Annotated in this window: 25 protein-coding genes; 9 read left to right on the top strand and 16 right to left on the bottom strand. The window is 63.6% G+C overall.

What is annotated here, in order from left to right; all coding sequences use genetic code 11:
* The 4 genes from BLV04_RS16040 to BLV04_RS16025 all read right to left on the bottom strand — a co-directional run.
* On the bottom strand, nucleotides 1–677 hold a 677-nt coding region (locus BLV04_RS16040), incomplete at its 3' end, for an IS4/Tn5 family transposase DNA-binding protein (protein WP_139191946.1).
* A 33-nt stretch (nucleotides 678–710) separates the two neighbouring features.
* Entirely contained in the window at nucleotides 711–1,538 is an 828-nt protein-coding gene (locus BLV04_RS16035; RefSeq protein ID WP_093034329.1) for a PhoX family protein, read from the bottom strand.
* 263 nt (nucleotides 1,539–1,801) lie between these two features.
* Complete coding sequence (locus BLV04_RS26080) at nucleotides 1,802–2,350, bottom strand: HMA2 domain-containing protein (RefSeq protein ID WP_371828649.1); 549 nt, start codon at nucleotides 2,348–2,350, stop codon at nucleotides 1,802–1,804.
* 302 nt (nucleotides 2,351–2,652) lie between these two features.
* On the bottom strand, nucleotides 2,653–3,999 hold the full coding sequence (locus BLV04_RS16025; RefSeq protein WP_245731923.1) for an MFS transporter: 1,347 nt from the start codon (nucleotides 3,997–3,999) through the stop codon (nucleotides 2,653–2,655).
* A 296-nt stretch (nucleotides 4,000–4,295) separates the two neighbouring features.
* Between BLV04_RS16025 and BLV04_RS16020 the strand changes: the two genes are divergently transcribed.
* The 5 genes from BLV04_RS16020 to pyrC all read left to right on the top strand — a co-directional run bounded on the left by BLV04_RS16020 (nucleotide 4,296) and on the right by pyrC (nucleotide 10,484).
* Complete coding sequence (locus tag BLV04_RS16020; RefSeq protein WP_093034325.1) at nucleotides 4,296–5,216, top strand: D-hexose-6-phosphate mutarotase; 921 nt, start codon at nucleotides 4,296–4,298, stop codon at nucleotides 5,214–5,216.
* A 10-nt stretch (nucleotides 5,217–5,226) separates the two neighbouring features.
* Nucleotides 5,227–8,091 carry a bifunctional [glutamate--ammonia ligase]-adenylyl-L-tyrosine phosphorylase/[glutamate--ammonia-ligase] adenylyltransferase gene (gene glnE / locus BLV04_RS16015; RefSeq protein ID WP_093034322.1) on the top strand — a complete coding sequence of 955 codons (2,865 nt, stop codon included), beginning with the start codon at nucleotides 5,227–5,229 and terminating at the stop codon, nucleotides 8,089–8,091.
* A 64-nt stretch (nucleotides 8,092–8,155) separates the two neighbouring features.
* Nucleotides 8,156–9,079: a branched-chain amino acid transaminase gene (locus tag BLV04_RS16010; RefSeq protein ID WP_093034319.1), complete on the top strand. Its 924-nt coding sequence runs from the start codon at nucleotides 8,156–8,158 to the stop codon at nucleotides 9,077–9,079.
* Between the two features lie 165 nt (nucleotides 9,080–9,244).
* Complete coding sequence (locus tag BLV04_RS16005) at nucleotides 9,245–9,439, top strand: zinc-finger domain-containing protein (RefSeq protein WP_093034360.1); 195 nt, start codon at nucleotides 9,245–9,247, stop codon at nucleotides 9,437–9,439.
* 10 nt (nucleotides 9,440–9,449) lie between these two features.
* Entirely contained in the window at nucleotides 9,450–10,484 is a 1,035-nt protein-coding gene (gene pyrC, locus BLV04_RS16000) for a dihydroorotase (protein ID WP_093034356.1), read from the top strand.
* A 266-nt stretch (nucleotides 10,485–10,750) separates the two neighbouring features.
* On the opposite strand, the gene BLV04_RS15995 is transcribed toward pyrC, so the two are convergent.
* Complete coding sequence (locus tag BLV04_RS15995; protein WP_093034316.1) at nucleotides 10,751–11,542, bottom strand: MlaA family lipoprotein; 792 nt, start codon at nucleotides 11,540–11,542, stop codon at nucleotides 10,751–10,753.
* A gap of 78 nt (nucleotides 11,543–11,620) precedes the next feature.
* Entirely contained in the window at nucleotides 11,621–12,517 is an 897-nt protein-coding gene (locus tag BLV04_RS15990; RefSeq protein WP_093034313.1) for a TraB/GumN family protein, read from the bottom strand.
* Between the two features lie 173 nt (nucleotides 12,518–12,690).
* Between BLV04_RS15990 and rnt the strand changes: the two genes are divergently transcribed.
* Nucleotides 12,691–13,326, top strand: coding sequence for a ribonuclease T (gene rnt / locus BLV04_RS15985; RefSeq protein WP_371828648.1), 636 nt, complete (start codon nucleotides 12,691–12,693; stop codon nucleotides 13,324–13,326).
* Nucleotides 13,327–13,383: 57 nt separating this feature from the next.
* Here rnt and grxD read toward each other — a convergent pair whose 3' ends face one another.
* The 3 genes from grxD to BLV04_RS15970 all read right to left on the bottom strand — a co-directional run bounded on the left by grxD (nucleotide 13,384) and on the right by BLV04_RS15970 (nucleotide 17,278).
* Nucleotides 13,384–13,707 carry a Grx4 family monothiol glutaredoxin gene (gene grxD / locus BLV04_RS15980; protein ID WP_093034310.1) on the bottom strand — a complete coding sequence of 108 codons (324 nt, stop codon included), beginning with the start codon at nucleotides 13,705–13,707 and terminating at the stop codon, nucleotides 13,384–13,386.
* Between the two features lie 133 nt (nucleotides 13,708–13,840).
* The gene (locus BLV04_RS15975; protein WP_093034307.1) at nucleotides 13,841–15,625 is read right to left on the bottom strand and encodes an N-acetylglutaminylglutamine amidotransferase; all 1,785 of its coding nucleotides are present in this window, start codon (nucleotides 15,623–15,625) and stop codon (nucleotides 13,841–13,843) included.
* Nucleotides 15,626–15,718: 93 nt separating this feature from the next.
* The gene (locus BLV04_RS15970; protein WP_093034303.1) at nucleotides 15,719–17,278 is read right to left on the bottom strand and encodes a hydantoinase B/oxoprolinase family protein; all 1,560 of its coding nucleotides are present in this window, start codon (nucleotides 17,276–17,278) and stop codon (nucleotides 15,719–15,721) included.
* 177 nt (nucleotides 17,279–17,455) lie between these two features.
* Between BLV04_RS15970 and BLV04_RS15965 the strand changes: the two genes are divergently transcribed.
* Nucleotides 17,456–18,037, top strand: coding sequence for a superoxide dismutase (locus tag BLV04_RS15965; protein WP_093034300.1), 582 nt, complete (start codon nucleotides 17,456–17,458; stop codon nucleotides 18,035–18,037).
* A 290-nt stretch (nucleotides 18,038–18,327) separates the two neighbouring features.
* Here BLV04_RS15965 and BLV04_RS15960 read toward each other — a convergent pair whose 3' ends face one another.
* The 7 genes from BLV04_RS15960 to rpmH form a co-directional block, all read right to left on the bottom strand.
* Nucleotides 18,328–18,795: a type II toxin-antitoxin system VapC family toxin gene (locus tag BLV04_RS15960; RefSeq protein WP_093034296.1), complete on the bottom strand. Its 468-nt coding sequence runs from the start codon at nucleotides 18,793–18,795 to the stop codon at nucleotides 18,328–18,330.
* Nucleotides 18,792–19,022, bottom strand: a complete 231-nt coding sequence (locus BLV04_RS15955; RefSeq protein WP_093034293.1) for a hypothetical protein — start codon at nucleotides 19,020–19,022, stop codon at nucleotides 18,792–18,794. Before BLV04_RS15955 ends, BLV04_RS15960 begins: the two co-directional genes overlap by 4 nt.
* A gap of 313 nt (nucleotides 19,023–19,335) precedes the next feature.
* Entirely contained in the window at nucleotides 19,336–20,673 is a 1,338-nt protein-coding gene (mnmE, locus tag BLV04_RS15950) for a tRNA uridine-5-carboxymethylaminomethyl(34) synthesis GTPase MnmE (protein ID WP_093034290.1), read from the bottom strand.
* Nucleotides 20,674–20,692: 19 nt separating this feature from the next.
* Complete coding sequence (gene yidC, locus BLV04_RS15945) at nucleotides 20,693–22,384, bottom strand: membrane protein insertase YidC (protein WP_093034287.1); 1,692 nt, start codon at nucleotides 22,382–22,384, stop codon at nucleotides 20,693–20,695.
* A complete protein-coding gene (yidD, locus tag BLV04_RS15940; protein WP_093034284.1) occupies nucleotides 22,377–22,613 on the bottom strand; it encodes a membrane protein insertion efficiency factor YidD in 237 nt (78 codons plus the stop codon). The genes yidC and yidD overlap by 8 nt, the downstream gene beginning before the upstream one ends.
* Nucleotides 22,598–22,996: a ribonuclease P protein component gene (rnpA, locus tag BLV04_RS15935; protein WP_093034281.1), complete on the bottom strand. Its 399-nt coding sequence runs from the start codon at nucleotides 22,994–22,996 to the stop codon at nucleotides 22,598–22,600. The genes yidD and rnpA overlap by 16 nt, the downstream gene beginning before the upstream one ends.
* A complete protein-coding gene (gene rpmH / locus BLV04_RS15930) occupies nucleotides 22,993–23,127 on the bottom strand; it encodes a 50S ribosomal protein L34 (protein WP_093034278.1) in 135 nt (44 codons plus the stop codon). Before rpmH ends, rnpA begins: the two co-directional genes overlap by 4 nt.
* A gap of 283 nt (nucleotides 23,128–23,410) precedes the next feature.
* Here rpmH and dnaA point away from each other — a divergent pair, with 283 nt between their 5' ends.
* On the top strand, nucleotides 23,411–24,751 hold the full coding sequence (gene dnaA / locus BLV04_RS15925) for a chromosomal replication initiator protein DnaA (RefSeq protein ID WP_093034275.1): 1,341 nt from the start codon (nucleotides 23,411–23,413) through the stop codon (nucleotides 24,749–24,751).
* A gap of 191 nt (nucleotides 24,752–24,942) precedes the next feature.
* Nucleotides 24,943–26,043 carry a DNA polymerase III subunit beta gene (dnaN, locus tag BLV04_RS15920; protein WP_093034272.1) on the top strand — a complete coding sequence of 367 codons (1,101 nt, stop codon included), beginning with the start codon at nucleotides 24,943–24,945 and terminating at the stop codon, nucleotides 26,041–26,043.

Raw genomic sequence — 26,043 nt, 5'->3', positions numbered from 1 at the left:
AAGACCGCACCGGCCAACACCGTCGGCCACAGCTTGCCGCCCGCGGGCAGCGCCCGATTGTGCTTGGCGCGCACCAGCCAGTCCGCCGGCGTGCCCAGATCGCGCGCACGCACCATGAGGTCGCGGATGTCGGCCTCGCGGTCGGCGACATACACCAGCCGTGTCGCGGGCAGCTCGGCCGCCAGCTCGGCGACGCGCGCATACCCCTCGCGCCAACGGACGCTTTCCTTTTCGCCGGCACGGGTTCCGTCGGGCCCTTTCGGTTGGCGTGCCCACATCCAGGCGTCCAGCACGCCCAGCGGCTCGCGTGCCGGGCTCACGGCATACGTCGGATGCAGATACATCCCGCGTTGCGCTTCGTAGCTCAACGGCCCGAGGCCGGCGATCGCCTGAGCGTTGAAGTCCAGCTCCGTGGTGTCCTGCAGACACAACACCACCGGGTGTGCCGCCATGCGCGTGCGGGTGCACTGACGGTGCGGCTCCAGGATGTCCATCCAGTCGTACGCCTCGGAGCCGAGAAACCGATACGCCGCCTGCGTCTCGCCCCAACCCCGGCAGGCCTCGGGAATGCTCGCCGTCGGGCGCTCCGCCAAGCGCTCGACCAACTGCACGGCACGCCGCTCGCGGCGCGTATCGCCCAGATCAAGTCCTTGAAATTCCGCTTCTGCCCAGCCCATCGACGCCCCCGGAGATCGTCCAAAAGCGATATCTTAGCCTGTACACTTAAAGTTGTGTGTAATGGGATGCGTATAGCCGTGCGCGCAGTTGTTGATGGTCCCGCGGGTCCTGAGTCCGTGCGGGCTATATTTCGTCTTGACCAAATCGCTGCCCCGCACCGGGCCGCCGATCCTCATCGGTGTGCCGGCTGTAATGCGGCGGTTGTAGTTGCCCTCGACCAGGTTCCAGGTGCCGTCGGTCTTCTTGATCTCCAGTACGCTGACGCCGTGAGCGGCAATCTCCTTGCGGACCTCGCCTTTGGGGCGCGGCCCGTTCGGTGAATTGGTCGGACCGTTGACATGCAGAATGTTTTGATCGACGTATTCGTGGTTTAGGCACAGCAGCCCATGGTGGTTCGGGTTCTCGGCCATCGGAAAATAATGCATGCCGTCATGGTGCGAGCCAACCTGCTGCTCTTGGTCCGCACCGCTGTTGCCGTTGACCCCGTCGTACGCAGGGGCGCTGCCGGTGATCGGTGTCCCCCACGGAACCAACGCCTGCGCCTTGTAGCCAAATGGGACTGTTGCGGTATCCGAACGGGTGACGGGGATCGCATCGAAGCCGAGTGTCGGATTGAGTCCAAGAGGTCGCTTACCTTCCGCGGTCGGGGGAAGAAGTGTCGGATCGGCGGCGTTTGCCGAGGATGCGACGCCGGCTGCGCCGAATACGCCTGCGATCGCTGTGTTCAAACTACCGGTCAGAACCTGCCTCCGAGAGAGGCGTTTGTCGAGAATCGCAGAAAAATGAGGGTTATTCGAGTGATTACTCATCGGCTCATCGCCGGAGTCCACTTCCTTCGCAGGGTCAATATGATCGCTCATGTGCCGGGTATCCTGATAGTAGGGGTTCTGGAAGCCCGGACTATACGAGGCACGGATTAAGAAGCGATGACGCCGTTATGAATGATCGATAACGCAAATACCCGGAAAGCGCGAAGAATTTATTCGAAATTGATTGTGCTGATAATACGGGGTGATTCCATTACTCGTGGTGCGTGATTAAGAGAACCCGGTTTTGCCGCTTGCGTCCAGTGATACGCGTATCGGGATCCAGCTCGGCGATACGCGGGAGCTCGGTTTCGGTGTCATCGCCACAGTCCTGCCGACGGGGTCGAACATCGCCCGGGCGAGGCCGTCCGCTCCGGAAACAGCTCTTGCAACCAGCCGCGCGCCGAGGTGCGTAGCATCCAGCGGGTTAAACGCAAATTCAGCCGACACAGGAGAATCGGGGCTTCGTGTTTGCGGGGGGCCGCACGCGTGGGCGATGGCCGCCGCGGCGGCGCGCGGTCGAGCGACCGCGGAAGGCTCCCGAACATCGCCTTCCAATCTGCCATACCCCGTCGTGCCCGAGACCACCAGAGCTGCAATGCGTGCTGGACTGGATCCGCGGGCGACGCCGTGACCGACGCGGGCGGATTCAACAGGGCATGGACACGGTCTTGGATCGCCGCGGCGTCCAGCGTCCCGGCCTCGTAACGGACCACCAGGCTCGCGCAGGCCGGGTTCGCCCGGACCGCCTCGATACCGGCGTGTCCACGGAGCGCCGTTTCCAGGCGGTCCGCGACCTCTCTATCCTGATGCAGAGCCGAAATGCGCAACCGCAAGCGCCCGTTCGTCTGATGACAAATCTTCATCTCGGTACCTGTCCGATCGACTTCGTTCGGAAACACACAGGCATCATCTTATTAAGAATGATTCTTGATAACAAGAGCCCCAGTCGGCGGTTTCCTCTCGAGGGGAAGCGGCTGTCGCGACGGCGGCGCTCGGGTCTTCCGCTTGAAGGACGGAGGTCAGACAGCTCCCTCGTCGGTCGATCGACCCTGCATCGATTGCGCCAAACGATGCGTGACGCCTCCGGATTGGCGTCGCCTGTGGTTCGAACGGGGCTTGGTGGCCGGGCCGTGAGTGACGCCGATGGGTTGCGGACCTTTTCGCATCACCCGGAAACCTCCTTCCACCGCAGGCTGAGCGCCGATCCGACCAACCCGGCGAGACCGAGCAGAAGGATGGTGGCCTCCACCGAGACGGTCGCCGCCAATGCGCCGAGCAGCCCGGACACGAGCAGCAGTGCGCCGATGACGCTGTTGCTGACCGCGACATAGTCAGTGCGCTTGTTGCCTTCTGCCATGTCGACCAGATAGGTCTTGCGCCCAAGCCGGACGCCGGCGTGCGCAATGCCCAGCCCGAAGAAGGCGATCGGGTAGAACCAGATCGCCGCCGCGCTCGACATCGCGAGCCAGGACCAGAGCGCGACCGCGATCGAGAGGACCGCGGCCAACCCGCAAGCGGCGGCGAAGACCTGTCGGCTGGAGTGATCCGACCAGCGGCCCCAGACCGGCGAGCTGACCAGACCGGCGAGTCCTTCCACGGCGATGAAGATGCCGAGCAGCGAGATGGCCCCGCCGAGATCGTCGCGTGCGAGTGCGACATAGAAGGGTGCCGCGAGTCCGGAGCCCATCGCCAGTGCACGGGCGATGACGAATTGTCTGAAGGGCGCGTCGTCGCGCAGGATCGCGAGTCGGGCGACGGCCTCGGCCAGTGCATTGGAGCCGCCCTCGGTCGCACCCGGGAACTCGACGATGCGGCTGAATGACCAGGCGGCCAGGAGCCAGAGGATGGCCGCGCCGGCCAGGAGTGCGACATAGAGGCCGGTCGACTCCGCGCCGTCCTGCACGGCGCCGAGCCCTAGGCCGACACCCATGGCGCCGAGGCCGGCGATGGCGCTGATCCAGCCGGATAGGCGCCCGCGGCGTGTCTTGGGGATGGTCTTGCCCTGCACGTCCTTGTAGGCGACGGAGCAGGCGCCGCGCGCCAGGCTGAAGAGGATCAGGAGTCCGATGACCGCAGCGCCGGCCGTCGCCCCTTCGAGGGCGAAGGCGACCCAGCCGATCGCGGCCAGACTGAGCCCCTGAACCACACCGCCCCAGACCCATACCCATTTGCGGATGGCTTGACGCCGGACGATCTCGCCGATCAGGATCTGCGGCAGCATGGAGCCGGATTCGCGAATCGGCACCAGCAGGCTCAGCATCCAGGCCGGTGCGCCCAATTGCAGAAGCAGCCAGGGTAGGGTGGTCTTGGCGCTCGCCAAACGGTCGGCGATGTTGCTGAGTGTGTTGGCGATCAGTGTGTGGAGAAAGTTGCCCGGTGTCTCGTGACAGGCCTCGGCGCTGATCTCTTTGCAGGTGCGTCCCTCGTCGTCTTCGGCGAGGCGCTCGTAGAGGCTTTCCAGCCATTCGGGGTGGCGGGTGGGTGTGGTCCGGGTCACTGACATCGGGTCCATGGGCTCCATCGGCTCGGTTGGGATCGTATCTCGGCGCATCTTGGCTCGGGCGTCTCGGGAGCGGCAAGCACTGCGTCTCCATGAGGGATCTCGGAAACCGCTCGGTCGTACGGCGCCGCCGCAGGCGCCTTGCGGAGCAGCGGCTCGGGAGCTACGCTCCGGGCCACCCGTCGCGATCGGGCCCGGCCGTCGGCCGAGATCGCGGGATGCCGAGTGCCCCGGCACGGCGCTCCGTGGATTGCTTGCCCACAGGGGCCTTTTCGACCCGAATTCCCCACCGACCTGGAGGATCATCCATGGACATCGAGGCATTAAACGCCGAGCACGGCATCGACGGCATCGACGGCATCCTGCATTTCACCAAAGGCCGTGGCGGCCTGACCATGATCGAGATCGCCAATGCGCAGGCGACAGCCCTCATCTCGCCCTATGCCGGACAGGTGTTGGCGTACCGGCCGAGGGATGCCGAGGATGATCTGCTCTTCGTGAGCGAGCGGGCGTATTTCGCCGAGGGCAAGGCGATCAAGGGCGGCATCCCGATCTGCTGGCCCTGGTTCGGCGCGGATCCGGAGGCGAAAGGGCGGCCGGCCCACGGGTTCGTGCGCGCCTGGCCCTGGACGGTACTCGCGACCGAGGCGCTCGCCGACGGATCCACGCGGGTGGAGCTGGGGATTGCGGACGACGCCGACACCCGCGCCATCTGGCCGCAATATTTCAATCTCTTGGTCGACATCCACGTGGGCGCGACCCTCTCGGTCGCCTTGAGCACCCTGAATGCCGGCGACCGACCCTTCAGTATCACCCAAGGTCTGCATGCCTATTTCAAGGTCGGCGATGCGAGCCGGATCCGGGTCAAGGGTCTCGACGGACGCAGCTACATCGACAAGGCCGTCGGCGCCGGCGATGCCGTGATCCGTCAAGTGGGACAGGTCGCGATCGAGCGCGAGGTCAATCGCATCTACGAGGATGTGCCGCCGCTGCTGAGCATCGTCGACCCGACCCTGGATCGGCGCATCCGCATCGAATCCGAGCACAGCCGCACCGCCGTGGTCTGGAACCCCTGGGTCGAGACCGCGAAAGCGATGGACGATCTCGACGATCAGGATTACCGGCGCTTCGTCTGCGTGGAGACGGTCAACACGGCCTCCGAGGTGATCGAGATCCCGCCCGGCGAGACCTATCGTCTCGCGGCGCGCTATGGCATCGAGCCGCTCTGACCGCGTCTCTATGGACAGCTTCCGGAATCTCGACCCGGCGACCGAGGCCCATTGGCAGACCTGGCTCGACTGGGCCGCAGAGCAGGGCGTCGATCTACCGGACGCCCCGGCCTTCGCCGAGGCGCGGGCACGGGTTTGGGAGGCCAGCGACTATGTCGCCGTCTCGGTCGCCCGGCATCCGGAGGTCCTCCCCGATCTGATCGCGAGCGGGGCGCTCGAGCAGCCGCACGACGCCGTCGCGTTGGCGAGCAGTCTCGATGCCGCATTGGCCGAGACGACGGACGAGCCCGCGCTACAACAGGCCCTGCGTCGCTTCCGCCGGCGCGAGATGATCCGCATCATCTGGCGCGACATCGCAGGTTGGGCCGAGCTTGCGGAGACACTCGAGCATCTCACCGAGCTGGCCGACCTCTGCATCCGCGGCGCGCTGGATCGGCTGCACGCCTGGACCTGCACGGAGCTCGGCACGCCACGCGACGCGGCCGGACGGGCCCTGCGGTTGACCGTGCTGGGGATGGGCAAGCTCGGTGCCCGCGAGCTGAATCTGAGCTCGGACATCGACCTCATTTTTGCCTTTGCCGCCAACGGCGAGACGGAAGGCGGTCCGCGCGCCCTGACCAACGAGCAGTTCTTCATCAAGCTCGGGCAACGCTTGGCCCAAGCCCTGGGCAGCCAGACGGTCGACGGATTCGTCTTTCGCGTCGATACGCGCCTGCGACCCTTCGGCGAGTCAGGACCGCTCGCCATGAGCTTCAACGCCCTGGAGGACTACTACCAGACCCAGGCGCGGGAGTGGGAGCGCTACGCCATGATCAAGGCGCGCGTCGTCGCCGGCGACCCGGACGACGCGCGCGAGCTGATGGCGATGCTGCGGCCCTTCGTCTACCGGCGCTATCTGGATTTCGGTGCCATCGAGTCCCTGCGCGATCTCAAGCGGATGATCGCCAAAGAGCTCCATCGTCGCGGCATGGACGCCAACATCAAGCTGGGTCCGGGCGGCATCCGGGAGATCGAGTTTATCGGTCAGGCCTTCCAGTTGATCCGCGGCGGTCACGACGCGGACCTGCAGATCCGCCCCATTCGCGAGGTGTTGGCACTCCTGGCGCAGAAACAGTTGATGCCCGAGTCCGCCGTGCGGGGGCTGGATGAGGCTTACTGTTTTCTCCGCTTGGTCGAAAACCGCATCCAGGCGTATCGCGATAAGCAAACCCATCTGCTGCCCGTCGACGAGCCGGGGCGGGCGCGTCTTGCGCGTTCGATGGGGTTCGCCGATTGGCCGGCCTTCGACGCAGTCCTTGTGGGACATCGTCGCCAGGTGCAGGAGCAGTTCGACCAGGTGTTCGCGGCACCCGAGGGGGAAGAGCTGCGGCATGAGCCCGGCTTGATCGCGCTCTGGCACGGCGAAGGCGAGGCGGCCCACGAGGTGTCCGCGCTGTCCGAGGCCGGCTTCGCCGAGCCCGAGGCCGTCCAGGCTCGACTGATTCGGTTCAGGGATGCGATCGCGCGCAAAGGGTTGACGCGCCGCGGTCACGACCGCCTGGAGCGCTTGATGCCGATGGTGCTGCGCGAGACGGCCGCGAGCGAGCAGCCCGACCTCGCCATCGAACGGGTGCTCAAGGTCCTCGAGGCGGTGGCGCGGCGGACCTCGTATCTCGCCATGCTCGGCGAGCATCCGGTCATCCTGTCGCAGCTTGCACGTCTGGCGGGCATGAGCCCCTGGTTTACCGACCGGATCTGTCGCCAACCCTTGTTGCTGGACGAATTGATCGATACGCGTCGGCTCTACGTGCCCTTGCGCCGCGCCGACTTGGAGGCCGAGCTAGATGCACTCCTGCTGCACGTCGACGCGGACGACCTGGAGCAGCAGATGGAGCGTCTGCGCCAGTTCGCACAAGGGAACATGCTCCGGGTCGCCGCCGCGGATCTGACCGAGGTGATTCCGCTCATGGTGGTGAGCGATTACCTGACCGAGATCGCCGAGGTATCGATCCGTCGCGTCCTGCGGTTGGCCTTCGATCACCTCGCGCAGCGGCACGGCCGCCCGACCGAGATCCTCGGGGGCGAGACGGGCTTCCTGGTCTTGGGCTACGGCAAGCTCGGCGGGATCGAGCTGGGCTACGGCTCGGACCTGGATCTGGTCTTCATCCACGGCACCGAGTCGCAGACGGCCATGACCGACGGGGCGAAGGAGATCAGCAATGAACAGTTCTTCATGCGACTGGGCCAGCGCATGATCCACATGATGACCACCCAAACACCCTCGGGTGTGCTCTACGAGATCGACATGCGTCTGCGCCCGGACGGCAATCGCGGGTTGCTGGTGCGCTCGCTTGCGGCCTTCGACGCCTATCAGTCGAACGCGGCCTGGACCTGGGAGCATCAGGCCCTGATCCGCGCCCGACCCGTGGCCGGCGATCCGCAGTTGGCGGCGCGTTTCGGCGCGCTTCGGCGCGAGATCATCCGTCGCGAGCGCGACCCCGAGCAGCTGCGCAAGGACGTGCGTGAGATGCGGGCGAAGATGCGGGCGAATCTCGACAAGACCGGCGGCGGTCGATTCGATCTCAAGCAGGGCCCTGGCGGTATTGCGGATATCGAGTTTATGGTTCAATACGCGGTCTTACGTTGGGCGTCGGAGCATCCGGCGCTGGCCGACTGGACCGACAACGTGCGTCTGCTCGAAACACTCGGGCGGCTCGATCTGCTGCCCGGGCGAGCGGCGGAAGATTTGACCGCGGCCTACAAGACGCTGCGCGCGGCCTACCATCGCAGCGCCTTGCAGGAGCAGCCCAAGACGGTCGCGGACGCGCGACTGCTGCCCGAGCGCGAGCGCGTCCAGTCCCTGTGGCACACCTTGATGGATGAGCCGTCGTCCTGACGGCGGTCTTTGCGAACGAATCGAAACGGGATCCTGTCCCGATGCAACCGGAGCGAGTAAGCACATGGCAACGATGGCGGACCGTGATGGCCTGATCTGGCACAACGGTGAAATGGTGCCCTGGCGGGAGGCCAAGACGCATGTCCTGACTCACACCTTCCATTACGGCATGGGCGTCTTCGAAGGCGTGCGCGCCTACCGGACCGAGCAGGGACCGGCGATCTTTCGTCTGCGCGACCATACCGATCGGCTCTTCGACTCCGCCCATATCCTCGGCATGAAGCTGCCGTTCGACCGCGAGACCATCGACGAGGCCCAGCGGATCGCCGTGCGCGAGAACAATCTCGATTCGGCCTACATCCGACCGATGTTCTTCTACGGCCCGGAAGGCATGGGTCTGCGTGCCGACAACCTGGAGGTGCATTGCATCGTCGCCGCCTGGGAGTGGGGCTCCTATCTCGGCGAGGAGAACATGAAGCGAGGCATTCGCGTGCGGGTCTCCTCCTTCACCCGTCATCATGTGAATGTCACCATGTGTCGCGCCAAGGCCAACGGCAACTACATGAATTCCATGATGGCGCTTCAGGAGGCGCTGCGTGACGGCTACGACGAGGCCCTGCTGCTCGATACCTCCGGGTTTGTCATGGAAGGCAGCGGCGAGAACGTCTTCATCGTGCGCAAGGGCGTGCTCTATACGCCGGATCTGACCTCCGCACTCGACGGCATCACGCGGCGCACCGTCATGACGCTGGCGCGCGAACTCGGGATCGAGGTGGTGGAGAAGCGGATCACGCGCGACGAGGTCTATATCGCCGACGAGGCATTCTTCACCGGCACTGCCGCCGAGGTGACGCCGATCCGCGAGGTCGACGGTCGGATCATCGGCAACGGTGGGCGGGGACCCATCACCGAGCAGCTCCAGAGTCTCTACTTCGACTTGGTGCACGGGCGTCTTCCGGCCTATCCGGAATGGCTCACGCCGGTTTAAATCGCGTCCGGTGATGGTTCGGCCCGGTATCGGCTTTGGGTCGATGCCGGAGCCTTTCGTCGCCGCCGGAGCTGACGCGATTTAAAGAGAAGACAACGCAATCGCGGACCTCGTGGATTCGCCGTGGTGCCTGCCCGATCATCTCATTCGATGGAGACTTTGCCGATGTCCAACGCCGCCGTCGAGACGCGGGCCGAGCATGAGCTGATCAAGGTCAGCCGCAAGGATCTGCCGCTCTCTTGCCCCTTGCCGGGCGCCCCTGTCTGGAATATGCACCCTCGGGTCTATCTGCCGATCGAAGACGAGCCGAGCCACGAGGCGTCCTGTCCCTATTGCGGGGCGCGCTATCGGCTTGTTTGAAATGACCGAGATCACGGAGCTTTGCATCACCCGACCGGACGACTGGCATCTGCATCTGCGCGACGCGGATGTCCTGGCGGATGCGCTCGCCCACACCGCGCGTTGTTTCGGGCGGGCGATCGTCATGCCCAATCTGAAGCCACCGGTCGTGGATACCGCCCGGGCGCTCGCCTACCGGGCCCGCATCCTGGATGCACTGCCGCCCGGCAGCGATTTTCAGCCATTGATGACGCTCTATCTCACGGATGAGACAAGCCCCGCCGAGATCGCCGCGGCCAAGGCGAGCTGCCAAGTGTTTGCCTGCAAGCTCTATCCAGCCGGGGCGACCACCAACTCGGAAAACGGGGTCACGGACCTGCTCGGACGCTATCCGGTCTTCGAGGCGATGCAGCGCGTGGATTTGCCGCTCTTGGTGCACGGCGAGGTCACGGACGATCAGGTCGACATCTTCGACCGCGAGCAGCGCTTCATCGACGAGCGCTTGGAGCCGATCGTCCGGGCATTCCCGGGGCTCAAGGTCGTCTTCGAGCATGTGACGACCGCCGAGGCGGTCGAATTCGTGCGCGACGGACCGCCGACCCTGGCTGCCACCATCACGCCCCATCACCTGCTCTACAACCGCAACGCCATGCTCGCCGGCGGTATTCGCCCGCATCTGTATTGCCTGCCGATCCTCAAGCGCGAGCGGCATCGACTCGCACTGGTCTCGGCCGCAACCGACGGTCATCCTCGATTCTTCCTCGGCACCGACAGCGCGCCGCATGCAATCGAGGGCAAAGAGACCGCCTGCGGTTGTGCCGGAGCCTTCAGCGCCCACGCCGCGATCGAGCTCTATGCCGAGGTGTTCGAGCAGGCGGGCGCCTTGGAGCGTCTTGAGGGGTTCGCGAGCCACCATGGCGCGGATTTTTACGGCCTGCCCCGCAATGCCGGGAACATTCGTCTGAGCCGCGAGCCCTGGGTCGTTCCAGCGTCCTATCCCTTCGGGTCCAGCCGAGTGGTGCCTTTACGTGCCAGTGAAGCCGTCGTCTGGCGCCTGATGCCTTGAGCAGCTGCGCCCGGCTGCTGCCGACTCCGGCTTACCCACGGTCCATTTCGGCACATCGATTCCAAGGCGGTTTCCGTGAAAGGATCGACCATCCTGTAGGGGCGACTTCAGTCGCCCCTACAGGATTTCCAGGCGTGCGTAGTTCGGATGCTTACTCCCGGAAATCGCGAAAATCTTAACCCACTAAACCGCGTCCGCACCGGGCCTTGTTGTTTGCTCATGCGTCAACGGCCCGCTCGAACCAAAGCAACCGCTGCGGACGCGGTTTAGCCCGGATCGTTGTCGAAATCGATCTCGTCCCAGAAGTCCTCCTCACCTTCAACCGTTGGCGGATTGCCGTCGTGCACCCGATAGTGACGCCGCTGCAGATAGGCGTCGCGCAGCAGGATGTAGGGATCGATGGCCGCGTCCTCGAGGATATCGCTGGTCGCCAAATAGTTGGCTCGCTTGTCGATCGTCCGGAGCGCAATCAGGCCCCAGTAGATGTGGTCCCGATCGATGTCGAAGAGGGGATCTAGGTTGAACAAGGGATCCGTGAAGACGTCGCCGACATCGCCGAAGGCGTCGCGCACGCTGCTCGGCCCCAAGAGCGGCAACATGATGAAGGCGCCCGAGTCGAGTCCCCAGTAGCCGAGTGTCTGACCGAAATCTTCCTTGTAGCTCGGCAAGCCCACGTTGGTCGCGACATCGACGAAGCCCAGCACGCCGACCGTCGAGTTGATGAAGAGCCGCCCGACATCGCTGCCGGCACGCGACATCTTGAACTGCAGCACGTTGTTGACCAAGGAGGTGACGTCGGCGAGATTGCCGAAAAAGTTGGTCACGCCACGTTCGACAGGATCCGGCGTGATGGCCTGATACCCCTTCGCGACCGGCTTGAAAAAGGCATTGTCGAAATCGGTATTGAACCGGAAAACGGCCCGATTAAAGGGCTCCAGAGGATCGCGTGGCTCGGAGATCCGACTCGGCGAGGTGGTGCAGCCCGCGCCGAGCATCAGGATGACCAAGATCCCCAGCCAAGTCAGTTGTCGATAGGCGCTCAAATCACGGTCCTTCATGCGTAGCTGATCTCTCGCGACACGTTGTGCAAATGCTATCACAGCCCGTGCCTCGCTCGGTCCGTGCCGGGGCGCGCTTCAGAAGACGACCGTCACGCCATGGTCGTGCCGTCTCAGCAGCGCAACGACGCCCTGATCGCCGGGAAGATGCAGAGCGCCGATCGCGATGAACCAGCCGCCCTCGGCCAGGAGGGGCACCATGCGTTCCACCATCCGGTGGTTGCGCGAATCGATGACCACCTCTTGAAAGTGTGCGGCGAGACGGGGATCGCTTTCCGCGAGGTGTTGGTCGCTCAGGTGCTGCAGCTTATCGATATCACGTTCCACATAGGCGGCGATCAGTGCCTCGAACATGCGCGGGAGTTGCCCACGCGTCGCCAGCGTCTCACGCAGCAGCGTGATCTGATCGGTCTCGGAGAGTGCGTCGAAGACGGCGAGTTGCTCGGTCATGGTTTCCAAGCCCTCGACCCGCTTGCCGTCCGCGACCGCCTGACGAAACAGCAGCATATCCAGAAACTCGCCTGTCTCCGAGGGCGGGCTGCTCAGCAGGGTCACGACGGCCCAGGGCTTAATGTCCTTGAACGCCTCCTCGGGCATCCCGATGCCGACGAGGGCGTCGGCCGTCTCCAGGTAGAGGTCGGCGGGCAGAACGTCGCGCAGCAGGCGACCGTCGGTGTAGGCCATGGTGACCATCGCTCGGATGATGGCCGAAGCATCCGGGACCACCTCGAGGGCGACGTTCGGGCTCGCATCGAAGGCCTCGCGCACCGGCGCGGCCAGCTCCACGACCCGAGCATCCTCGCTGTGGATCGTGCCGAAGAGAAAGCTCGGCGGTGCACCTGTCGGGGAGTGGATCTCGAAGAGGATTCCGCGCGTCGCGGCGGACCCGGCAGGTCGGTCGGCGGTTGTCGATGGTTCGGCCCAAGCGCAAGTGCCCGCCGCGAGCCATGCGGCGAGCAGAAGTCGGGCGATCATCGTGCGCCTCGCCGGGCGCGTCCGACTGAACGATCGGCGCCGGGAGCCTCGGGAAGGCCTGTCCCGCCCGGACCGGCGGTTAAACTCGGCCCCGGCGACGCGCCGCCACGATCACTGTGTTTGGCATTCATCCGCGCGCCACTTATGCTGTCGCCATGAACCAAGAACCAAGAATGAGAGAAGGGATCGCCGCGCGCTTTCGGGGCTTTCTGCCGGTGGTGGTCGATGTCGAAACAGCCGGTTTCGACGCTCAGCGGCATGCCCTGCTGGAGATCGCCGCTATTATCATCCGAATGCTCCCCGATGGGCGAATCGAGCCGGCTGCTCCGATCGCTTGTCACGTGCTGCCCTTCGTCGGCTCGGAGATCGACCCGAGCGCACTGGCCTTCAATCGGATCGATCCCGACCACCCCTTCCGGGACGCGATTTCCGAATGGGATGCCTTGACCCGCATCCTCACCCCGATCCGCAAGGCGGTCAAATCGACCGGCTGCAATCGGGCAATCCTGGTCGGGCACAACGCCCACTTCGACCTCGGATTCGTGAAGGCGGCCGTCGAGCGAACCGGTTTCAAACGTAACCCATTCCACGCCTTCAGTGTCTTCGACACCGTGACCTTATCCGGCCTGATGTTCGGTCAAACCGTGTTGGCACGTGCGGCAAAGGAGGCGGGGCTCGGCTGGCAGAGCAGCGAGGCCCACTCGGCGATCTACGACGCCGAGCAGACCGCGCGTCTGTTTTGCACCGTCGTGAATCGCTGGCGCGAGCTCGATCCCGTGCGGGTTTGGGAAGAGAGGGAACCGATGTAACCCGGCGCGAAAACGATCGGAGGAAGCAGGTCCCTCCGATCCCCGCGTCCCGAGCGCTCAGGCGTGCTTGGCAGCCGCCTCTTCCATCATGGTCTTGAGCTGGCCGCCTGCGTGAAGCTCCAACGTAATGTCGCAGCCGCCGACCAGCTCGCCGTCGATGTAGATCTGGGGGAAGGTCGGCCAGTCGGCATAACGCGGCAGATTCTCGAAGATCTCGGGATCCTGAAGGACGTTCACGTACGCAAAAGGAACACCGCACTCCTGCAGAGCCGCCGAGGCCCTCATCGAGAAGCCGCACTGGGGAAACTGGGGTGTGCCTTTCATGTAGATGACGACCGGGTTGGTCTTCACCTGTTCGCCGATACGCTCCAAAACATCCATCGCTGACCTCGTACGCTTGTTGACGACCGATCCGACAAGGTTCGGGACGCTGAATCGGTTTTCAAGCTACCCCGAAAGGGGAGGGGTCATGCCTCCCGGTTGGGTCCTTGCAATTCCCGGCGGGGTCGAGCCCTCATCCGAGTATGTCGACGTTGCGCTGCAGCCAGAGCTCCAGCAGGGCAAGGTGCCACAGCTTGTTGCCCTGGATACGGGTGTGGTGCATGTCCGGTGCGGCCAGCAACTGGTCGAGATAGCTCTGCCGGTAGAGACCCCGCTCGCGGCTGGCGCGTGATGCAAGGACGTCGCGCATGAGCTCCAGGAAAGGACCACGCACGTATTTGAGTGCCGGCATCGGGAAATACCCCTTGGGTCGATCGATGACGGCATCCGGGAGAAGCCCGCGGGCCATCGCCTTCAGCGGATATTTTCCGCCCTCGCGCAGCTTGAGCTCGGGCGGGCAGCGCGCGGCCAGCTCGACCAGGTGATGATCCAGGAAGGGCACACGCGCCTCCAGACCCCAGGCCATCGTCATGTTGTCGACCCGTTTGACCGGGTCGTCGACGATCAGGGTCGTTGCGTCCAGACGCAGGACCGCGTCCAGAAGCTCGTCCGCATCGGGCTCGGCCAGGCGCTCGGCGATCAGGGCGGAGGTGTGGTCCTCGCCTGCATAGGCATCGGTGACCATCCGCAGGTATTCGTCGTGATCGCGGTCGAAGTAGTGTTTGGCGAAGCGTTCGACCGGCGAACCCTCGCGCTCGGCAGCGATGCGCGGATACCAGAAATAGCCTCCGAAGACCTCGTCCGCGCCCTGGCCGGACTGCACCACCTTGACCTCGCGCGAGACCTGCTCGGCCAGGAGATAAAAGGCCACGGCGTCCTGACCGAACATGGGCTCGGTCATGGCGTCGATCGCCTCGGGCAGACGCTGCAGGACCTGCGCGTTGGGGACCAGAAAGCGGTGATGCCGGGTGCCGTATCGCTCGACGACGAGATCCGAGTATTGGAACTCGCTCCCGGCCTCTTCCGGCGTGTCCTCGAAGCCGACCGAGAAGGTCCGCAGATCCGACACGCCGGCCTCAGCCAGCAGGGCGACCAGTAGGCTTGAATCCAGCCCGCCCGAGAGCAGCACCCCGACCGGCACGTCCGCCACCTCGGTGCGGATCTTGACGGCGTGGCGCAGCGCGACGTGAATCGCATCCAACCAGTCCGCGTCGCTCCGGGGCTCCGCCGGGCGCGTGGCGTTCAGACGCCAATAGGTGCCTTCGGTTCGGCCACCCCGCGCGTCGAACCGCAGCCAGTGTCCTGGCATGAGCTTGCGTACCCCGCGCAGGATGGTGCGCGGCGCGGGGACCACGGCATGCAGGGTAAAAAGATGATGCAGCGCGACCGGGTCGATGGCCGTATCCACCCCGCCGCCCGCCAGAAGCGCCTGCGTGCTGGAGGCAAAACGCAGCGTTGCGCCCTGCTCGGACCAATAGAGCGGCTTGATGCCGAAGCGGTCGCGCGCGAGAAAGAGCACCTGCTGATTGGCGTCCCAGACGGCGAAGGCGAACATCCCGTGCAGGCGCGCGCAGCAGTCGGTTCCCCAGGCGTGCCAGGCCTTGAGGATGACCTCGCTGTCGCCCTCGGAGAAGAAACGGTAGCCGCGCTCTTCGAGCTCACGACGCAGCGCCCGGTAGTTGTAGATGGTCCCGTTGAAGACCAGCGCGAGACCCAGCTCGGCATCCACCATCGGCTGATTGGAGCGCACCGAGAGGTCGATGATGGAAAGGCGCCGATGCCCAAACCCGAGCGCACCGTCGCTGTAGCTCCCGCCGTGGTCCGGCCCACGCCGCACCAGCTCGCCCATCATGGCCTGGATGGTCTCCAGGTCGGCCGGCGCGCCGTCGAATCTCAACTCACCGCAGATACCGCACATCGGACCGCTCCCGTCAGGTCGGGATCGCGCGTCGGCGATCCCGTTTTGTGACCCTGGATTTGAACCGCAAAGGCGCGAAGGACGCAAAGGAAATCAATCGCGACTTATACCTTCCGGCTCCGGCTCGCGCCCCCAACCGCCGCCGGGTGTCTCCACGGCGAGGCGATCTCCACGCTCGACATGAAGACTGACCTTGGGCTGCAGCTCTTCGCCATTGAGCCGATTCCGACCGGAGCGGGCGGGGCCGCCGCCCGCGATGCCCCAAGGCGCGATCCGACGTCGCTCGGTCAGCAGCGTCACCTCTGCCGGTGCGAGAAAGGTCAGCTCGCGGATCAAGCCCTCGCCGCCCGCGCGCACCCCTTGCCCGCCCGATTCGGACCGCAAGGCATACCGCGACACCCGCAACGGATAACGCGCCTCCAGCACCTCGATCGGCGTATTGAGCGTGTTGGTCATATGCGTCTGGACGCCCGACCAACCGCCGCCGGTCGCCCCCGCGCCCATTCCGCCGCCGATGGTCTCGTAATAATCCCAGGCCGCGCCGGTCTCGGTGCTGCCGAGGGCCAGGTTGTTCATGCTGCCCTGACTGGCCGCCGGGATCCGATCCGGGATCGCTCGGGCGAGTGCACCGAGCACGACATCCACGACACGGCTGCTGGTCTCGACATTGCCCGCCGCCACCGCTGCCGGGCGCTGCGCGTTGAGCAAGCAACCGAGCGGCGCGGAGAGGTCGATCGAGCGGAAGGTTCCCGCACAGGCGGGGGTCTGAGGCGGCATCAGACAACGAAAGACATAGACGACGGCGGCCGCGGCGACCGACAGCGGGCAATTGATGTTGCCCGCGACCTGCCCCGCGGTGCCCGCGAAATCGACATGGATCCGCTCGGGCGTCACATCGAGGCTGACCCGGATCGGGATCGCCTCGGTCCCCTGGCCGTCGTCGTCCATCAGATCCTCGAAGCTGTAGCGTCCCGGCGGGATCGTACCGAGCGCCGTGCGTGCAAGGCGTTCGGCATAGTCGTCGAGTGCGCGGATCGCCGACACATAGGCCGAGACGCCGAGGCCGTCGATCAGACCACGCAGTCGGGTCAGCCCGGCGCGATTGGCACCGATCTGGGCGAAAAAATCGCCGCGCGCGTCGTCCGGGTTGCGCGTCGCACCGAGGATCCGCGCCAGCCGCGGCTGGTCGATCTCGCCTTGCGCGACCAACCGACAGGGCGGGATGATCAGCCCCTCCTCGTCGAGTGTGCGCGAAACGGGCATCGACCCCGGCGCGCTCGCCCCGATGTCGGCATGATGTGCGCGATTGGCGACGAAGGCGACCAGCCGGCCCTCTGCGAAGAGCGGGGCCACCAGCGTCACGTCCGGCAGATGGGTGCCGCCGAGGAAGGGATCGTTGAGGACCACCATGTCGCCGTCGGCCCAGTCGAGCGCGCCGACGATGTCCCCCATCGCGTAGGCCATGCTCCCGAGGTGGACTGGGATATGAGCGGCTTGGGCGCAGAGGTTCCCGTCCCGATCGAAGACCGCGCACGAGAAGTCGAGCCGATCGCGGATGTTGGTGGAGAAGGCCGCTTGGCGCAGAACCACTCCCATCTCCTCGCACACCGACTCGAGCCGGCTGGCGAAAAGTCCCAATTCGACGGCATTCATGGTCTCGGAGCCTCCGGGGTCGCGTGCTCTGCGATGCGCCGAAGACCACATCGTGTCTCGAAAGTTTCGCATCTCGCGCTCGGGCACCGCATCCGCGGGTTGAGATACCCGAACGCGGGCCAACATTCCGGATGACTGTCGACCACTGCAGATTCCAACCTTCGAGGAGGCTTGACCATGGCCCATGAACTCCCGGCATTACCCTACGAAAAGAGTGCACTCGAGCCCGTGATCTCCGCCGAAACCATCGAGTACCACTACGGTAAGCATCACCAGACCTACGTCAACAACCTCAACAACCTGGTCCCGGGCACCGAGTACGAGACCATGAGCCTCGAAGAGATCATCATGAAATCCTCGGGCGGATTGTTCAACAACGCCGCCCAAGTCTGGAACCACACCTTCTACTGGAACTGTTTCAGCCCGGACGGCGGCGGCGCTCCGACCGGCGCACTCTCCGACGCCATCAGCGTCAAGTTCGGTTCGTTCGACGAATTCAAGAAGCAGTTCTCGCAGGCCGCCGCCACCAACTTCGGCTCCGGCTGGACCTGGCTGGTCAAGAACGCCGACGGCTCCATCGAGATCTTCAACACCTCCAACGCCGGCACCCCAATGACTGAGGGCAAGACCGCGCTGCTGACGGTCGACGTTTGGGAGCATGCCTACTACGTCGACTATCGCAATGCCCGTCCGAAGTATCTCGAAGCGATCTGGGACAAGATCAATTGGGAGTTTGTCGCGGCCAACTTTGGCGGCTGATCGAGTTGTGATTTCTTCATAATTAAGTCCCGAGCTTCGGCGACACCTGAAGAAGTAAAGATCTGAAATGGCCCAGCGCAATGCTGGGCCATCGTGCGTTTTGAACAGATTTTGAACAAGCGCGCGGCATCGCGGCATTACCTCCGTCTTCGCAAGCGCGTAAATCGCTCCTGCTCGTATCCCTGATAGGCTTGCGTTAGTCCCCAACCTTTTTCGCGGAGGTCAATCCGACGGAAACCCACAAGCCGGCGACCGTCGCCGACCTGCTCGGATAACCCCGGATTGCCTGATCAGCCCGCGTGCGCATCGTCTGCGCGAGCGTCGCCATCGATGGAATCCTCGGAGACATCCGTGTTCGCCAGATCGATCCAGAGCGGTGTCAAGAGCGAGAGCGAAATGAAGTGCGGGTCGGTCGTGACGAACCTGCCGCAGCCATAGTGATTTGCGATCGCGATATGCACCGCATCCATCGCCTTGATGCGCTCGCTTTCCGCGATCGATAGGGCATCGGTGAACACCGACTTGGGTGTTTTCAGGACAGGTGTAGTCTCCAGGATGGCACGGTAAGCCATCGCCAAGGGAGCTTGCTTCTTTCTCAACGGACCGATCAAGACCTCCAATCGCACTGCGTCGGATGTGCAGAGCACCCAATTGTCCAAGGCCAGACTCTTCAATGCAGCGCGGATCTTGGGTTGGTAGGTGGTGAGCCCCTCGACCAGACTGATCCAGACGCAGGCGTCGACGTAAGCTAGTTTCATGATCCCTCGCGAAACATTTTGAGCTCGTCGATGATTTGAAGATGGCTGCGACTATGCGTGCCGAGCTGATCGAGTCCGTCCAAGACGTCGGACAGTTTGCTCCATTGCGCAGAGGCTGCCTGCTCGTCGGCTTCTTGAATGCTGACGCGGATGCGCTTGCCGCGATATCGCTTCGGGACTTGTATCGTCACGTTGCCGTCTTCTGCGACGTCTGCCTCGATGTTCATGAATCGGCTCCTCGATGGGTGACCCTGTTCAGCTAGTTTAAAGTGCGGCCATGATCTTTCTCGATCGCGGCACCCGCAGGCCGGTAGCGTATAGGTAGAGACTTGAACACAGCCATAGCCTGCAAGGGGCCCTCCAACACAACCGCCGAGCAGACTCCCCATCCACCGGCGGGAGGGGACTGAGGCTCCTGCCCGTTCCCCTGAACACAATCATTGGCTACGTAACGCCTCAGAAACAAGTTGTTTAACTCGCAGGATGGGTGAGCAGCCCGGGAAGCCGATCATCTGGGCCTGGATCTGACGCTAGCAAGCGTTACTTTCCGATACAAAAGCTTGAGAAGATCCGCCCGAGCAAGTCTTCGGACGTGAAACGACCGGTGATCTCGCCGAAGGCGTGCTGGGCGTGAAGTAAATCCTCGGCCACAAGCTCTGGGCCTGCTGCCTGCGCAAGAGCGTCTCGGGCCGATCGTAAATGACCGTGGCCGCGGTGCAGGGCGTCGAGGTGGCGCCGGCGCGCGACAAAGGCCCCTTCGGTCAGGCCCCCGAGGCCCGCTCGGGCCTTCAGGTGCGACCGCAGCAGGTCGAGCCCATCTCCGGTCTTGGCGGAGAGGGCGATCTCCGTACCCGTCTCCACCTCGCTCGATCCGGGTGACATGCCGCAGAGGTCGATCTTGTTGCGGACGCGGGTGACCGGAACCCGTTCCGGAAGGCTCTCGCGGGTCAGCGGATCCGGGCCCTCGGCGGCGTCGTAGACCCAGAGGACGAGATCGGCTTGGTCGATCTGCGCTCGCGCTCGCCGCACGCCTTCGCGCTCCACGAGGTCTTCGCTGTGACGCAGCCCCGCGGTATCGACGATCCGAATGGGCAAACCGTCGACCTGGATGTCGAGCTTCAGCAGATCGCGCGTGGTGCCCGGGATCGGGGTGACGATGGCGGCATCCTGGCCTGATAACGCATTGAGTAAGCTTGACTTTCCGGCGTTCGGTGGACCCGCGATGACGACCGCGAGACCATCCCGGATCACCTGGCCCAGGCGTGCGGCGTCAATAACCTCGCTCGTGAGGTCGATAAGGCTCCGGAGATCGTCGGAGATGCCGAGATCCGCAGCGAGATCGAGCTCTTCGTCGGGAAAGTCGAGCGTGGCCTCGATGTATGTCCGCATGCGGATGAGGCGCTCGATGAGGCTGTCGATCTTTTGCGAGAAGACGCCTTGCAGGCTGCGTCCGGCGAGCCGGGCGGAGAGCGCGGTCGAGCTCTCGATCAGATCGGCGATGGCCTCGGCCTGAGCGAGATCGATCTTGCCGTTGAGAAAGGCGCGTTCGGAGAACTCGCCGGGGCGGGCAGGGCGGGCACCGAGCTCGAGGCAGCGCTGGACGAGGAGGTCCAACACGACCGGGCCGCCGTGGCCCTGAAGCTCGAGGACATGCTCGCCCGTGAAGGATGCAGGGGCGGGAAAGTAAAGGACGATGCCTTGGTCGATGAATCCGCCCGAGCCGTCGCGGAAGGTGGCAAAGGTGGCGGATCGCACAGCAGGAAGCCGGCCAAGCAAGCCTGCAGCAATTTGGGGAACACCGCTTCCGCTCACTCGCACGATGCCCACCCCGCCGAATCCGGGCGGGGTGGCTACGGCTGCGATGGTGTCGGTCGCCATCGCGCTCGACCAATTCGGTCTACTTCTTCCGTTTGGCCGCGGCCGCCTGCTTCTCGATCGTGCGGGTGATATGCCATTGCTGCGCGATGGACAGGAGGTTGTTGACGGTCCAGTAAAGCACCAGACCCGACGGGAAAAAGGCGAAGAAGACCGTGAAGACGAACGGCAAGGCCATCATGATCTTCGCCTGCATCGGATCCGGCGGCGGCGGATTCAGCTTCATCTGCACAAACATGGAAACACCCATGATCAGCGGCAGGATGAAGTAGGGGTCCGGGGCCGAGAGGTTGTCGAGCCAGAGGACGAATGGGGCATTGCGTAGCTCCACGCTCTCGAGCAACACCCAATAGAGTGCGATGAAGACCGGGATCTGAACCAGGATCGGCAGACAGCCGCCGAGCGGGTTGATCTTTTCGGTCTTGTACATCTCCATCATCGCCTGATTCAGGCGTTGCTTGTCGTCGCCGTAGCGATCCTTCAAGGCCTGAAGTCGAGGCGCGAGCTGCCGCATATTGGCCATCGACTTGTAGCTGGTCTCGGAGAGCTTGTAGAAGGCCAGCTTGATCAGAATGGTCAGGAAAATAATCGACCAACCCCAGTTTCCGACAACCCAGTAGATCTTGCTGAGCACCCAGAAGATCGGCTGTGCGATGACGGTGAGCCACCCGTAGTCGACCGCTAGCTCCAGCCCGGGGGCCACGCTTGCCAGTTTGTCTTGGAGCTTCGGACCCACGAAGAGCTCGTTCTCGAAGACGTGGGTTCCGCCGGGGGCAATGCTGACCGCGGGCGAGTATTTGCCGATGATGTAACGCGAGTCGGCGAGGACGTTCGTATAAAAGGTCTCGAGCACGCCCGCCGGCGGGATCCAAGCCGCCAGAAAGTAATGCTGCATCATCGCGATCCAGCCATCGGCAACGCTGCGGTCCAGCTTGCCTTTGCGCATGTCGTCGAACGACACCTTCTTATACTTGTCCTCGGGGCTGTAATAGACGGCACCGGTATAGGTGTGAACGAAGCGGGACTCGTTCGGATCGATGAGATCGGTGCGCTGCAGCTGGTTGTACTGGCGCGCAACGAGAGGCGAGTCGGTCGTATTGGTGACCGACTGGCTCGTGCGCACGACATAACTGCCGCGCACGAAGCTATAGCGTTTGCGGACCTCGATGCCGGTGTCGCCGACCCAGACCAGATCGACATCGAGTGTGTTGTCGTCCGGACCGAGCCGATAGAGTGACTGAGAAGCCGCGAAGATTGCCTCGTGCGTCGGCAGCGATGAAGCGTCTTCGCCCAGCAGCCCGGACTGGGCAACAAACATGTTCGGAGGGACGGGCTTGAGCAACTGGAATGGATCGTCCGGACGCTCGGCGAGGGTCGAATATTCCAACAGCCACGCCGCGGAAATGGTGCCGCCGCGCGGGGAGATCTCGATATGGAAGACGTCGGTCTCGATCCGTATCGGGGTCTGCGCGGGTAATGTCGGCGCTTCGGCGGCAGACATCCCTGCCGTGACGGCATCCGGGGTCGTCGCAACCTGAGGGACATCCGGCGCCGCGGAGGAAGAGGCGGCGGAGGAGGGTGCGTCGACCGTCAGACCGCGCTCCTGCGCCACCTGCGGCTGAACCGGGCGCCCGTAGTCTTCCATCCAGGCCGAGTAGATGAGAAACACCACGGCGGCCAGGGCGAAAAACAGGATTAAACGCTGGTTATCCATGAGAGCAGGTCTGCCTTTCGGTTGGAACTGGATCGAAGCCACCTTCGTGCCAGGGGTGACAGCGCGAAACCCGGCGAATCGCCAGATAGCCGCCGTGCAGAAGTCCGTGGCGCTCGATTGCCTCGACGGCGTAATGCGAGCAGGAGGGATGGAAACGGCAATGTGGCCCGAGGAGCGGACTGATGCCGTACTGATAGGCGCGGATCAGGGCGATCAAGATTCGACGCATGGTTGTTTCTCGATGGTATCCCAGGCGCGGGCGAGGGTGGCGAACAGGCGCTGATTCGGCATAGCCGGTGCGCCGGATGCGCACAGCACAACGATATCCCATCCGCCGAGGCGCGAACGATTGAGCCGGAAGCTTTCGCGAACGATCCGTTTCAAGCGGGTTCGGTCGACAGCGCGACGCGCGCACTTCTTCGCGATCGCGAGCCCGAGTCGTGGATGCCCCGATCGGTTCTCGCGGTACAACACGAGTAAACCGGCGCCGCCGTGTCGCCGCGGTTCGGCAAAGACGTCACGAAACTGTCGAGAAAGGGTGAGTCGACAGGTCCGCGGAAAGGTCTGATCCGGCTCCGCGGGCGGCTCGGCGCGATCCTTCGCGAGGTTCAGGGGATCAGGCGCACGCGACCCTTGGCGCGGCGGGCATTGAGGACCTTTCGGCCATTCTTGGTCGCGCTGCGAGCGCGAAAACCATGGGTCCGCGCGCGCTTGATGCGGCTGGGTTGGAAGGTGCGTTTCATGCTCGGTGCTCCGGAAATCTCGTCGTCCGGGACTCGACTGAGCCCCGCCTTAAAAGGCGCGGAAACATAAGCAATTTCCGCTCGAAAGTCAATGCCGATAGGGTTCGGGGCTTGGAGCCGCCGGTTGTGGATAAGTCTCGTCCGGGAGGCTAGACTGCCGCGACACCGGACCGACGAGAGGCCAGCGAGGGAAACCTCCCGACCGATTATCGGAGCCATCAGGACCGTCGGAGCGATCTACGGTCTTGCTCGACAACAACAAGCGGGTTTTTGGGAGTCCACCGTGGGAGTATGGGAGCAGTGTGTCAGACAATTGAAAGGAGAGTTGACCTCGGCTGAGTTCAATACCTGGATTCTCCCGTTGCAGGCGCGGGTCGACGAGGGTCGGTTGCGGTTGTTCGCGCCGAACCGGTTCGTCCTGGATTGGACGCGCCAGCATTACGAGGGGCGACTGCTCGACCTGTGCCGAGCCTACAGCGACGGGGCCATCGGGCGGCTAAGCTTCGAGGTCGGCGGTTTGGACTCCAAGTCGAGTGGTACGGCGGCACAAATCACCAGCGCAGCTCCCGTCGATGCGGATGGCGAGCTTGCCGCCCGACGGGCGAGTGCCAACTTGAACGCAGATTTCACGTTCGACAGCTTCGTCGAGGGTAAATCGAATCAGCTCGCCCGGGCGGCATCGATCCAGATCGGGCAGAACCCAGGCACCGCATATAACCCGCTCTTCATCTACGGCGGCGTGGGCCTCGGCAAAACGCATCTGATGCATGCCGTCGGCAATATCGTCCTCGCGACCAACCCGAACGCTCGAGTCGTCTATCTGCACTCGGAGCGGTTCGTGGCGGAGATGATCAAGGCGCTGCAGCACAACCGGATCGACGAGTTCAAGAAGACCTATCGCTCGGTGAACGCTTTGCTGATCGACGATGTTCAGTTCTTTGCGGGAAAGGAGCGTTCGCAGGAGGAGTTTTTTCACACCTTCAACGCGCTGTTCGAGTCGCGCCAACAGATCGTCCTTTCCAGCGACCGTTTTCCGAAGGAGGTGGTGGGCCTTGAAGAGCGGCTCAAATCCCGTTTCGGTTGGGGACTGACGGTCTCCATCGAGCCGCCGGACCTCGAAACCAGTGTCGCGATTCTGCACAGCAAAGCGAGCCTTTGGGGTGTGGATCTCCCGGAGGATGTCGCCTTTTTCGTCGGGCGCCGAATTCGCTCGAACATCCGCGAGCTCGAAGGAGCCCTTCGGCGACTGGTCGCAAACGCTCAGTTCACCGGCAAACCCATCAGCATGGAGCTGGCGAAACATGCACTTCGAGACATGCTGGCCGCACAAGACAAACAGGTCAGTATCGAGAACATCCAAAAAATCGTCGCCGAGTACTACAAGCTCAGAACCTCCGACATGATCTCGGCGAAACGCAGTCGCTCGATCGCTCGCCCACGTCAGGTCGCCATGGCGCTTGCGAAGGAGCTGACAAAGCACAGTCTTCCCGAGATCGGACGGGCTTTCGGAGGACGTGACCATACCACCGTCCTGCATGCGACCCGGACCATCAAGAACCTTCGCGACAGCGACGCATCGATCGAAGAAGACTACAAAAACCTGTTGAGAACTCTGACCTCATAGCTGTGGATAGGATGTTGACAGAAATCGAAGGCGGTTTGAGTCGAAACTTATGCACAAGCTGCCCAGAGGTTGTGCCTTCGGTCGATTGGGGCGATGTGGTTGATCCACCGTCAGTTGTGGACGCTGCTGCACTCATGCACAGCCCTTATTACTACAGGTTTTTTAAATTACTTAAGATTTAGGAGATCACGATGGAGCTCGTCGTCAACCGTGAACGGTTGTTGCCTGTACTCAGTAAAGTCGTCGGTGTGGTGGAACGACGTCAAACGCTCCCGATCCTCGGGAATCTGTTGTTGTCCGCGCGGGAAGACCGCCTCGATATTTGCGGAACGGATCTTGAGGTAGAGGTGAGGACGAGCTGCAGCGCTTCGGTGCCCGGTGAGGGGGAGACCACGCTGCCCGCCAGAAAGCTGATGGATATTTGCCGAAACCTGACGGAAGGGACGGAAATCCGGTTTCGGCTGAACAACGAGCGTTGTGTCGTGACCGCGGGACGTGGTCGGTTCACGCTCGGGGTGCTGCCGGCTGCGGACTTCCCGCTGATGGACGCCGACATCGAGGGTGTGGAGGTGAAGGTTCCCGAAGGCATCCTGCGTCAGATTCTCGACAAGACATCGTTCGCGATGGCGCAACAGGACGTGCGTTACTACCTGAACGGTCTACTGCTCGAGTGGGAGCGCTCCGGGATTACGGCGGTCGGCACGGACGGACATCGATTGGCCAAGTTTCATCGGAGCTTGGATTTGGATGTGCCGGAGCGAGTGCAGGTCATCGTGCCGAGCAAGACGATCCTGGAACTTCGGCGGCAATTGTCATCCACCGACGAGGAGGTCTCGGTGTCGGTCGGCCCGAGGAGCATTCGGCTTGCGGTCGGGGGCATGGTGATGACCTCGAAACTCGTCGACGGGCGTTACCCGGAATACGAGCGGGTCATCCCGCGCGAGCTCGAGAAGGTCGCCAGGGTCAGCAATGATGCCCTTAAGCGTGCGTTGGCACGGACGTCGATTCTGTCGAACGAGAAGTACCGTGGTGTTCGGTTGGCATTTGAGGAGGGCGTCTTGCGGCTGCAGGCTCACAATCCCGAGCAGGAGGAGGCGGAGGAGGAGATCGAGCTCGACTACAGTGGCGAATCCGTCGCGATCGGCTTTAATGTCGCCTATTTGTCCGACGTCTTAGGTGCGGTCGAGGGTACGGAGATCGAGGTCCGGTTCAGCGATGCAGGGAGTAGCTCGGTTTGGCGCGGTGTCGGCGCCGAGGACGAAACCTATGTCGTCATGCCCATGCGGTTGTGA

The sequence above is a fragment of the Thiocapsa roseopersicina genome (assembly GCF_900106925.1).
Taxonomy (GTDB): Bacteria; Pseudomonadota; Gammaproteobacteria; order Chromatiales; family Chromatiaceae; genus Thiocapsa; species Thiocapsa roseopersicina.
Note: the sequence above shows the minus strand (reverse complement) of the source record. Positions and strands in the feature narration are given on the sequence as shown.